Annotated in this window: 10 protein-coding genes; 5 read left to right on the top strand and 5 right to left on the bottom strand. The window is 73.3% G+C overall.

The window, feature by feature from the left end; translation table 11 throughout:
- Nucleotides 1-239 (top strand): integrase core domain-containing protein (locus B5M43_RS12360; RefSeq protein ID WP_230668047.1); only part of this gene is annotated, 239 nt, incomplete at its 5' end.
- Between the two features lie 46 nt (nucleotides 240-285).
- Nucleotides 286-1,180 (top strand): IS5 family transposase gene (locus B5M43_RS12355; RefSeq protein WP_230668043.1). Its coding sequence is split into 2 segments (ribosomal slippage): nucleotides 286-636 and nucleotides 638-1,180, totalling 894 coding nucleotides; the frame shifts between segments, so codons are not numbered across the junction.
- Here the strand turns inward: B5M43_RS12355 and B5M43_RS12350 are convergent.
- The gene (locus B5M43_RS12350; protein ID WP_055992031.1) at nucleotides 1,177-1,587 is read right to left on the bottom strand and encodes a transferase; all 411 of its coding nucleotides are present in this window, start codon (nucleotides 1,585-1,587) and stop codon (nucleotides 1,177-1,179) included. The genes B5M43_RS12355 and B5M43_RS12350 overlap by 4 nt on opposite strands.
- A 206-nt stretch (nucleotides 1,588-1,793) precedes the next feature.
- Here B5M43_RS12350 and B5M43_RS12345 point away from each other — a divergent pair, with 206 nt between their 5' ends.
- Nucleotides 1,794-2,432, top strand: coding sequence for a YitT family protein (locus B5M43_RS12345; RefSeq protein WP_134746146.1), 639 nt, complete (start codon nucleotides 1,794-1,796; stop codon nucleotides 2,430-2,432).
- Between the two features lie 3 nt (nucleotides 2,433-2,435).
- Here the strand turns inward: B5M43_RS12345 and B5M43_RS12340 are convergent, their stop codons facing one another.
- Both B5M43_RS12340 and B5M43_RS12335 read right to left on the bottom strand, forming a co-directional pair.
- Nucleotides 2,436-3,215, bottom strand: coding sequence for a DNA-formamidopyrimidine glycosylase family protein (locus tag B5M43_RS12340; protein ID WP_055992037.1), 780 nt, complete (start codon nucleotides 3,213-3,215; stop codon nucleotides 2,436-2,438).
- Nucleotides 3,208-7,797: an ATP-dependent helicase gene (locus B5M43_RS12335; RefSeq protein ID WP_134746145.1), complete on the bottom strand. Its 4,590-nt coding sequence runs from the start codon at nucleotides 7,795-7,797 to the stop codon at nucleotides 3,208-3,210. The genes B5M43_RS12340 and B5M43_RS12335 overlap by 8 nt, the downstream gene beginning before the upstream one ends.
- A gap of 140 nt (nucleotides 7,798-7,937) precedes the next feature.
- On the opposite strand from B5M43_RS12335, the gene B5M43_RS12330 reads away from it, so the two are divergent.
- Nucleotides 7,938-8,288, top strand: coding sequence for a TraR/DksA C4-type zinc finger protein (locus B5M43_RS12330; RefSeq protein WP_134746144.1), 351 nt, complete (start codon nucleotides 7,938-7,940; stop codon nucleotides 8,286-8,288).
- Here the strand turns inward: B5M43_RS12330 and B5M43_RS12325 are convergent, their stop codons facing one another.
- Entirely contained in the window at nucleotides 8,289-8,948 is a 660-nt protein-coding gene (locus B5M43_RS12325; RefSeq protein WP_134746143.1) for an alpha/beta hydrolase, read from the bottom strand.
- Nucleotides 8,949-9,102: 154 nt separating this feature from the next.
- Between B5M43_RS12325 and B5M43_RS12320 the strand changes: the two genes are divergently transcribed.
- Nucleotides 9,103-9,723: an NUDIX hydrolase family protein gene (locus B5M43_RS12320; RefSeq protein WP_134746142.1), complete on the top strand. Its 621-nt coding sequence runs from the start codon at nucleotides 9,103-9,105 to the stop codon at nucleotides 9,721-9,723.
- On the opposite strand, the gene B5M43_RS12315 is transcribed toward B5M43_RS12320, so the two are convergent.
- Nucleotides 9,724-10,791 carry a low specificity L-threonine aldolase gene (locus tag B5M43_RS12315; protein WP_134746141.1) on the bottom strand — a complete coding sequence of 356 codons (1,068 nt, stop codon included), beginning with the start codon at nucleotides 10,789-10,791 and terminating at the stop codon, nucleotides 9,724-9,726.
- Nucleotides 10,792-10,847 lie beyond the last annotated feature (56 nt).

The raw sequence follows: 10,847 nt of genomic DNA, 5'->3' as shown, positions 1-10,847 counted from the left end.
GCATCACGCCCAAGCGGACCCGTCCTTACCGCCCCCAGACGAACGGGAAGATCGAGCGATTCCATCGCACCATGGCCGACGGTTGGGCCTACGTGAAGCACTACAACAGCGAATCAGCCCGCCGAGCAGCCCTGCCGGCCTGGCTGCACTTCTACAATCACCACAGGCCCCACACCGCGATCGGGAAGCTCCCGCCCATCAGCCGGATCTCAAACAACCTGGCTGGGCAGTACAGCTAGGGCGTGTCTGGCAAATAGTTCGGCGGCGCGCTGAGAGCCTGTGATCGTGACGCGGTTTCAGGTGCTCTCGGATGCTCAGTGGTCGTTGCTCGAGGAGATGCTGCCGCGCCCGACCGGGCGCAAGGGGCGGCCGTTCGCGGACGCCAGGCTGATGGTCGAGGGCATCGTCTACCGGTATCGGTGCGGCATCGCGTGGCGGGATCTTCCCGACGTGTTCGGGCCGTGGCAGACGGTATGGACCTGGCATCACCGCCTGGCAATTGAGGGAACGTGGGACAAGGTGCTCGCCAAGCTCACCGCCGCTGCCGACGCGGCCGGGCTGGTGGACTGGTCGCTGTCGGTGGACTCCACGATCGCCCGCGCGCATCAGCACGCGACGAACACGAAGCGCCTCACAGGGGGCTGGATCGAATCACACGAATCCGGCCGACGAGCCGCCTGATCACGCGGTCGGCCGCTCCCGCGGCGGGCTCTCGACGAAGATCCACCAGCTCGTCGACGGCCACGGGCTCCCGCTGGTCGCGCTGCTCACGGCGGGTCAGGCCGGCGACTCGCCCATGTTCCTGCCGCTGATGGGACACCTGCGCGTCGCCCGTCCCCTCGGCCGGCCCCGCACTCGTCCGGACGCCGTCCGCGGCGACAAGGCGTACTCATCCCGCGCGATCCGCGGACACTTGCGCTCGCGCGGCATCAAGGCCGTGATCCCCGAACCGTCCGACCAGCAAGGACACCGCAAGCGCCGCGGCTCACGCGGCGGCCGCCCCGTCGGCCTCGACGCCGCCGACTACCGCAACCGCAATGTCATCGAGCGCCGCTACTGCCACATCAAGCAATGGCGCGGCCTCGCCACCCGCTACGACAAGCTCGCCGTCGTCTACCGCGCCGCCGTGATCCTCAACGCCGTCATCGCCTGGACCCGACAATTGTCAGACACGCCCTAGGCGGCCAGGTGCAGGCTGCCGCGGCGATCGGTCGCGGCGTGGCCGCCCGCCGGGATGGACTCGTCGTCGCCGATCTTGGCGTTCTTGGCGACGCGCGCACCGGCACCGACGCGCGTCCGCACGCCGATGTGCGCCCGCGCGCCGATGGTCGCCTTCGGGCCCACGTGCGCGTTGGCGTCGATGTAGGCGTCGGGTCCGATCAGCGCGTCCGACTCGACCCACGCGCCGCGAGCGACCGTGGCGCCGGCGGCGACCTGCGCGCCCGGCTCGATGTAGGCCCCGGCTTCCACGCGCGCGTCAGGATGCACCTTCGCGCCGTGCGCCACCAGGCCGCGTCCGTTGACGTGCTTCCGGTAACGCAGAGTCTCGCCGTGCTCGTTCTCGATGTCGACGTAGTTCTTGCCCACGATGCCTTCCCTCGGCCCCGGTCGAGGCCGGACATCGGGATCAACGGAGTGCGGTGACGGCTTATTCCCGGATCGGGGCGGGATTCCCGCTGTCCGGGCGTGTCGGATGAAACGGTTCGATGCGCCCCGTTTCCGTCCACCGGAGCGCCCCGGATTTGAGCAATCTGCACGCCGGATGAGGGGTCGCGTTCTCGTATCGTTGAGGCATGGCGAACGATGCGGCCGACCGCACCCCGGTCTTCGACTGGGAGCAGGCCCGGCACACGGTGGCGGACGACGTGCAGGGCATAGTGGTCGGCACGTTCGTCGCCGCGCTCGGGCTCTACCTGCTCAAGGCCAGCGGCGCCGTGACGGGCGGCACGGCCGGGCTCGCGCTGCTGCTCGACCAGGCGACGGACTGGCCGTTCTGGCTCATCTTCATCCTGGTGAACCTGCCGTTCGCCGTCCTCGCGTTCTGGAAGAGGGGCGCGCGGTTCACGATCCTCACCGCCGTCTGCATCGGCGGCGTCGCTGGCCTCTCCGTGCTCGACGGCGTGCTGCTGCCCGTGCACGACCTGAACCCGGTCTACGGCGTCTTCGCGGGCAACCTCCTCGCCGGCGTGGGGCTGCTCATCCTGTTCCGGCACGGCGCGAGCGTCGGCGGGGTCAACATCATCGCCCTGCTGCTGCAGGAGCGGACCGGTTTCCGGGCGGGCTGGACCCAGATGACGCTGGACGTCGTCGTGATCGTGTGCGCCCTGCTCGTGCTGCCCTGGTACATCGTGCTGCTGAGCGCGGCTGGCGCCGTGGTGATGAGCCTGGTGCTCGCCATGAACCACCGCGAGGGCCGCTACATCGGCCGCTGAGCCTCACCCCGCGGGCTGGCAGCGCGGGCACCAGTAGACCACGCGCTCGCGCGTCGGGTCGGCGCCCAGCGCGCCGCGCAGGATCGGCGTGCCGCAGCGGCGGCACGGCCGGTTCTCGCGCCCGTACACCCAGCGCTCGAAGCCCCGGCGGCTGTCGCCCGTGAAGACGCGCACCGGCAGTTCGACGTTGCGGCGGATCGTCCGCACACCGAGCTCCAGCAGCGCGGGCACGTCGGCGTCGGCCGCCGGACGCTCCGGATGCACTCCGCGCAGGAACAGCAGCTCGCTCGCGTACTCGTTGCCGAAGCCCGCGACGTTCCGCTGATCCTGCAACGCGACGTGGATGGCCCGGGTGTCGGCCGCCACGCGCCGGCTCGCCTCGGCGAGATCCCAGTCGGCGCCCAGGGGATCGGGGCCCAGGTGGCCCACGACCCGCGACTCGTCGCGCGTGGGCAGCACCTCGACCATCGCGAGGTCGAACCCGACGGTCTCCCACCCGCGGGCGCCGACGATCGCGCGGGCCTTGAACGCCGGCTTCCGCCAGCGCTCGCCGGTGCGGTACGCATGCCACTCGCCCTCCATCTTCAGGTGGGAGTGCAGGGTGCGGTCGCCGATCCGGTGCAGCAGGTGCTTGCCGCGCGCCGCGACCTCGTGGACGACCTCGCCGCGCAGGTCGGCGGTCGCGCTGCCCGGCACGCGGATCTCGAACCGCGTCACCACCTGCCCCGCGAGCGCCGCGGTGAGGCGCCGGGCGGTGCGGTGGACGGTGTCGCCCTCAGGCACGTGCCGCCCCCGCGACGGCCTTGCGCAGCGTGAGCCCCTTGGGCGACTCGACGAACCCCGCCTCGCGCAGCGCGCGCCCGACAGCCGTGCCGTAGACGAACTCGCCGTTGACCTGCTCGACCGTGAGCGTCTCGAGGCGCCGGGCACGCGCGGTGCCGGCGAGGTCATCGGCGGCGGCCCCGAGCACCTGCTCGTCGTCCGTGAACGCGAGCGCCGTGCGCCCGCCGCGCTCGAGGTACAGCACGAGCGCGCCGTCGACCAGCACGACCACGCCCCCGGCCTTGCGGCCGGGCCGGTGCCGCACGGCGTCGAGCGCGGGCCAGGGCAGGGCCGCGCCGTAGGGGTTCGCGGGGTCGGTCGCGGCGAGCGTCACGGCGCGCAGCGGCGCCGGATCCGGCAGGCCCGAGAAACGGCGCAGCCGGTCGATCGTGGGCGACGTCGCGAACTGGGCCGCGCCGAGCTTCTCGATCAGGTAGCCGCGGCGGCAGTGGCCCGCCTGCTCGAGGCCCGCCAGCACGCGGTACGCCTGCGCGAACCCGCCCGGAACGCCCTCGTTCTGCACCGCACCGCGCGTCACCACGCCGTAGCGGTCGAGCAGCAGCGACGCCGTCGCGGCGTGCCGCAGGGCGGCATCCGGCTCGGGCCGGGGCAGCAGCGACCAGCGCCCGCCCGACGCCTGCGGGCGCGGTGCGTTCGCCGCGAAGCTCGGTCGCGCGAGCGAGGCGCCCCGGTACATCCGCGCGCGGGGCGTGCGCCGGGCGGACCGGTGGGCCTGCGACCCCGCGCCGAGCAGCGAGCGGATCGGCGCGAACGTGTCGTTCGTGACGCGTCCCGCCCACACGAGGTTCCACAGCGCCTCGACGGTCGACGCCTCGTTCTCGGCCTGTGCGAGCTCGCGCAGCTGCGACGAGAAGTAGGCGCCGCCGCCGGCGAGCGCCGCGAGGATCCGCGCCTCGAGCGAGTCGGGGGCGATCTCGACCTCCGGCTCGGGGATGGTCAGCGGCGCCGCGTCCGAGGGGTGGAGGGCGATCCAGCCGTCGCGCCCGGGCAGCGAGCCGTGCCCCGACCACACCACCTCTCCGGTCGACGTGAGCTCGTCGAGCATCGCGGGCCCGTAGTCGCCGACGCGCGACGGCAGGATGAGCGACTCCCACGCGCTCGCGGGGATCGGCACGCCCGCGAGCTGGTCGACCACCGCGAGCACGCCGTCGACGCCCTCGAGCGGCCGGGTGACGTGCTGCCAGTCGGGAAGGAACCGCGCGTACGCATCGGGGGAGACGGGTTCGACGCTGCCGCGCAGGGCCGCGAGCGAGCGCATCCGGATGCGGCGCAGAGCCTCGGCGTCGCACCACTCCGGCTCGTCGCTCACCCCCGCGTCGGCCAGGTAGAAGCCGCTGACCAGCCGGCCCTGACCCTCGAGCCGCTGCAGCGCGTGGCGCGCGACGGCGGGGCCGATGCCGAGCCGCTCGGCCACGGCGGCGGTCGTGAACGGGCCGTGCGTGCGGGCGTACCGGGAGACCACGTCGCCGAGAGGATCGGGCAGCGGCTCCAGGAACGCCACGGGCACGCCCACGGGCAGCGCGACGCCGAGCGCGTCCCGCAGGCGCCCCGCATCCTCGATCGCGGCGTAGCGGTCCTGCCCCGCGATCGACACCCGGATGGCGCGGCGCGCGTCGACCAGCGCGTCGAGGTGGGCCTGCGCGCCGGCGGCCTCGGGGTCGGGCTCGAGCCGCTCGGCCACCTCCTCTGCCGACAGCGGCCCGAGCACGCGGAGCAGATCCGCCACGCCCTCCACGCCGCGCGCGCGCCGGTCGGGCGCGAGGCGCTGGGCCTCGGCCTCGAACTGCGCGATCACCTCGGGGTCGAGCAGCTCGCGCATCTCGACCTTGCCCAGCAGCTCGCTCAGCAGCGCCGGATCCACCGAGAGGGCGGCCGCGCGGCGTTCGGCCAGCGGCGAGTCGCCCTCGTACATGAACGCACCGACATATCCGAACAGCAGGTCGCGCGCGTAGGGCGAGGGCTGCGCGGGCTCGGTCTCGATCAGCCGGATGCGGCGCTCCCCGATGCTCCGCGCGATCCGCAGCAGCGCGGGGAGGTCGTAGACGTCCTGCAGCACCTCGCGCAGGGTCTCGAGGATGATCGGGAACGTCGGATGCCGCCGGGCGACCTCGAGCAGCTGCGCCGACCGCTGGCGCTGCTGCCACAGCGGGCTGCGCTTGCCGGGGTTCTGGCGCGGCATCAGCAGCGCGCGTGCGGCGCACTCGCGGAACCGCGAGGCGAACAGCGCCGACCCGCCGACCTCATCGGTCACGATGCGCTCGAGCTCATCCGGATCGAACACGAACAGCTCGGCGCCCGGAGGCTCCGATTCGGCGTCGGGGATGCGCGCGATGATGCCGTCGTCGCTCGCGACCGCCGACCCCTCGACGCCCAGGCGCTCCCGGATGCGCGCGTTGACCGCCAGGGCCCAGGGCGCGTGCACGTGCATGCCGTACGGGGAATGCAGGATGATCCGCCAGTCGCCCACCTCGTCGCGGCCGCGCTCGACGGTCAGCGTGCGGTCGGTGGGCAGCGTGCCGGTGGTCTCGCGCTGCTCGGCGAGGTAGCCGAGCAGGTTGCCGCGGGCGTTGTCGTCGAGCCCGGCCTCGCGCAGGCGCTGCTCGGCCTCCTCGGGCGCGGCCGACGTGAGCTCGCGCGCGAACCGGCCGAGGGCCTCGCCCAGCTCGGCGGGACGTCCGAGCCCGTCGCCGTGCCAGAACGGCACCTTGCCCGGCTGCCCGAACGCCGGCACGACGTTGACGCGGTCGTGCGTGATCTCGACGATCTTCCAGCTCGTGGTCCCCAGCGTGAACACGTCGTTCACGCGCGACTCGTAGACCATCTCCTCGTCGAGCTCGCCCACGCGCGCGTTCCGCGTCTCGCCCGCGATGAACACGCCGAACAGGCCCCGGTCGGGGATGGTGCCGCCGCTCGTCACGGCGAGCCGCTGCGCGCCCGGACGGCCGGCGATCGTGCCGGCGTCGCGATCCCACACCAGGCGCGGCCGCAGCTCGGCGAACTCGTCGGACGGGTAACGTCCCGCGAGCAGGTCGAGAGTGGCCTCGAACGCGCTGCGGGGGAGCGAGCGGAACGGCGCGCTGCGGCGCACGGTTTCGAACCAGTGCTCCACCTCGACCGCGCCGAGCGCCGTGGCGGCCACGGTCTGCTGCGCCAGGATGTCGAGCGGGTTCTGCGGCACCGCGATCGACTCGATCTGCCCGGCGAGCATCCGCTCGGTTACGATCGCCGTGTGCAGCACGTCGCTGCGGTGCTTGGGGAACAGCGCGGCCTTCGAGATCTCGCCCACCTGGTGACCGGCGCGGCCGACCCGCTGCAGGCCGCTGGCCGCGCTCGGCGGCGCCTCGACCTGGATCACCAGGTCGACCGCGCCCATGTCGATGCCGAGCTCGAGGCTGCTGGTGGCGACCACGCAGCGCAGGGCGCCCGACTTGAGCTCCTCCTCGACGATCGCCCGCTGCTCCTTGGACACCGACCCGTGGTGGGCCTTCGCGAGCACGGGATCGGCCCCGGCGGTCTGCCCCGCCTGCGCCTCCCTGGCGGCGGGGACCGCCGGCTCCGGGAGGTCGAGCCCCAGCCGCTCGCTGTAGATCTCGTTCAGCCGCGCCGTGAGCCGCTCGGCCAGGCGCCGGGAGTTGGCGAACACGATCGTGGACCGGTGCGCCAGGATCCGGTCGACGATCGCCTCCTCCACGTGAGGCCAGATCGATCCGGTCATCTCCGTCTGCTCGGGTTGAAACCACTCGCCGTCGTCGCCCGTCTCGGCCGCCGGGGTCGCGCCCGCCGCGGGCGGCGGATTCTGCATGTCGGCGATCGGCACGGTGACGCTCAGCTCGAACGTCTTCGACGCGCGGGGCGCGACGATGTCGACGGGCGCGGTGCCGCCCAGGAACCGCGCGACCTCGTCGATCGGGCGGACCGTGGCCGAGAGCCCGATGCGCTGCGCGGGCTTCTCGAGCAGGTCGTCGAGCCGCTCGAGGCTCACCGCGAGGTGGGCGCCGCGCTTGCTCGCCGCGACCGCGTGGACCTCGTCGACGATCACGGTGTGCACCTCGCGCAACGTCTCGCGCGCCTGGCTCGTGAGCATCAGGTACAGCGACTCGGGGGTCGTGATCAGGATGTCCGGCGGGTGGCGCACCAGGCGCTGGCGGTCGGACGACGGGGTGTCGCCCGAGCGCACGCCGACCGAGACATCCGGAGCTTCCACGCCCAGGCGGCGTGCGGCCTGCGAGATCCCGACGAGCGGCGACCGCAGGTTCCGCTCGACGTCGACGCCGAGGGCCTTCAGCGGCGAGACGTACAGGATGCGCGTGCGCTCCGAGCCCGGCTCCTTCTCGCGGAAGATCCGGTCGATGGCCCACAGGAACGCCGACAGCGTCTTGCCCGATCCGGTCGGCGCCACGACGAGCGCGTGCCGGCCCTGCGAGATCGCGTCCCACGCGCCCTCCTGGGCGCTGGTCGGCGCCCGGAAGGCGCCGCGGAACCACTCCCGCGTCGCGGGCGCGAACCGGTCGAGCACATCCATCGCCCTATCCTCCCGCGCACCACGGACATCGCGGCCACCCCTTGACGGCAATTGCCGTCTGCCCCGTGCTCGTTGAGCGAGCGAAGCGAGTCGAAACGTCCTGAAGCCTGCCCACCCGTCCGATCCCCCACCATGGATCCATGGACTCCGCCACGCGCGACGCGCTCGCCCGCATCCTCGCCGATGAGCGCGCCCGCACGGAGGCCGCCCTGCGGGCGCACGACGCGGCGCTCGAGGGCCTCGGCGCCGCGCGCGGCGACGCGACGGCCGACGACGAGCACGACCCCGAGGGCGCCACGCTCGCCGACGAGTGGTCGCGCCTCACCGGCCTCCGCGCCGCCGCCGTCCGCGAGCTCGAGGAGCTGGACGCGGCCCGGGCCCGCCTCGCCGACGGCACCTACGGCGTGTGCGAGGTGTGCGGCCGTGCCATCCCGCTCGGGCGGCTCGAGGTCCGCCCGACGGCCACCCGGTGCGTCGCCTGCGCGTCCTGACTACCGCGCCCCGTCCGCGGCACCCTCCAGCTGCTTCTCGAGGAAGACCCGGATGTCGGCGAGCTCCTGCTCCGAGACCGCGTGCCGCAGCATCGGGTAGATCCGGCCCACGAGGTCGCTGTGGCCCGGCAGCCAGTCGGTCGTGTGCAGCACGAGCCACGAGGGGATGACGTCGTCCATCGCGCCGCGGCCCCAGAACACGGGCGGGCGGCGCTCGGCGAGCGCGGCGTCGCCGGGCAGCTCGCCGGGCGTGACGTAGCCCGACAGGTTCACGACGAACGAGAACCGCTCGGGATCGAGCCGGAGGGCCTGCAGCGCGACCGCGCCACCCTGCGAGAAGCCCAGCAGAGCGACGCTCGACGCCTCGCCCGCAACCGCGTCGAGCCACTCGATCAGCCGCTCGGCGGCACGCGTCACATGTGCGGCATCGCGGCTCTCGAGCCCCTCGATCGGGTACCAGGAGCGACCCGGCGTGGGGAACGGCGGCTCGAGCGGCGCGCGGACCGCGGCGACCGCGAACGCCTCGGGCAGGTGCGGCGCGAGTGCGAACAGGTCGCGCTCGTCGGCGCCGTAGCCGTGCAGCAGCACGAGCAGCGGCCTTCCGGCGGGCTCGCCCGACCAGAGCACAGCGGATTCGTCGAGGACGGGGATCTCAGGCACGGGTCCATCTTGCCGCGGCGCGGATCAATGCGCGCAGCGCGTTGATGCGCGTCGCGGCAAGGTTGAGCGAGGGAGCGAAGCGAGCGAGCCGAAACCTGCCCCGATCCGGGGACATCCGTCGTCCGTTCCCGGTGGGTGCGGGTATACAGGAGACATGGCCGTTCGCACCCCCGACCCCGACCCGAACGAGAGCTCGGACGACGAAGACTTCGCCGCCGTGGGCGCGGCGGGCTTCGGCGGCGTGCCCGGCGGGTCGTCCAACCCGGCGTGGCTGACCGACATCGAGCTGGCCGAGATCCGGCGCCGGCTGCCGATGCTCTACGTCGAGGCGGTGCCGGTCCGTACCGACGGCACGGGCGCCGTGACCCAGGTCGGCATCCTGCTGCGCGCGACCCCGATGGGCGAGATCACGCGCACGATCGTGTCGGGCCGCGTGCGCTACGGCGAGACCGTGCGCGACGCGCTGTTCCGCCACCTCGAGAACGATCTCGGGCCCATGGCGTTCCCCCTGCTGCCGCCGTCGCCCGTGCCGTTCACGGTCGCCGAGTACTTCCCGATCCCCGGCGTGAGCGCGTACCACGACGACCGCCAGCACGCGGTGTCGCTCGCGTTCGTCGTGCCGGTCACGGGCACGTGCGAGCCGCGCCAGGACGCGCTCGAGGTGACCTGGATGTCGCCGGAGGAGGCGTGCTCCGACTCGCTCGCGGCCGAGATGGAGGGCGGCCGCTCGACGCTCGTCCGCACCGCGCTGGCCAGCGTCGGCGCGCTGCGCTGATCAGCCGCGCGTGGTCTCGGCCGCGATCGCGGCGACGAACGCGTCGACGTCGGCCTCGGTCGTGTCCCAGCTCGTGAGCCAGCGGACCTCGCCCGTGGCCTCGTCCCAGTCGTAGAAGCGGAAGCGCTCGCGCAGTCGGTCGGCGACGCCGGGCGGCAGCGTCGCGAAGACGCCGTTGGCCTGCGTCGGCTGCGTGAAGGCGACGCCCTGGATGGAGCCCGCGGCCAGTCCGGCCTCGACGCCCGCGCGCAGGCGGGCCGCCATCGCGTTGGCGTGCGCGCCGCTGCGCAGCCACAGGTCGTCCTCGAGCAGCGCGACGAGCTGCGCCGACACGAACCGCATCTTGGACGCGAGCTGCATGGCGCTCTTGCGCAGGTACGGGATGCCGTCCACGGCATCCGGGTCCAGGACGACGACCGCCTCGGCGCCGATCGCGCCGTTCTTGGTGCCGCCGAAGCTCAGCACGTCGACGCCCACGTCGCGCGTGAATGCCCGCAGCGGCATGTCGAGCGCGGCGGCCGCGTTCGCGATCCGGGCGCCGTCCATGTGCACGGTCAGGCCGAGCGCGTGGGCGCGATCCGCGATCGCGGCGATCTCGTCGACCGAGTACAGCGTGCCGAGCTCGGTCGACTGCGTGATCGAGACGACCTGCGGCACGGCCTGGTGCACCCCGCGGGATCCCGCCACCGCCTCGACCAGGTCGGGCGTGAGCTTGGCGTCCGGCGTCGCGACCGGGACGATCTTGAAGCCGCCCACCTTCTCCGGCGCCCCGCCCTCGTCGGTGTTGACGTGCGCGACGGCCGGCGCGATCACCGCGCCCCACCGGGTGACCATCGACTGCAGCGCGACCACGTTGGCGCCCGTGCCGTTGAACACCGGGAACGCCTCGACACCCTCGCCGAGCAGCTCCGAGAACAGCTCCTGCAGGCGCGCGGTCCAGGCGTCGTCCCCGTACGAGACCTCGTGGCCCCCGTTCGCCGCCGCGATGGCGGCGATCACCTCCGGATGGGCGCCGGCGTAGTTGTCCGAGGCGAAGCCGCGGCGGTCCGGATCGTGCAGGGCATCCACCCGATCAGCCTACGGGTGGCGTCAGGGGCCACACGGATACATCCCGCGACGGATGT

It is taken from the genome of Microbacterium sp. MEC084 (assembly GCF_004514465.2).
In the GTDB taxonomy this organism is placed as follows: domain Bacteria; phylum Actinomycetota; class Actinomycetes; order Actinomycetales; family Microbacteriaceae; genus Microbacterium.
This window is presented reverse-complemented; position numbering and strand designations above follow the sequence as displayed.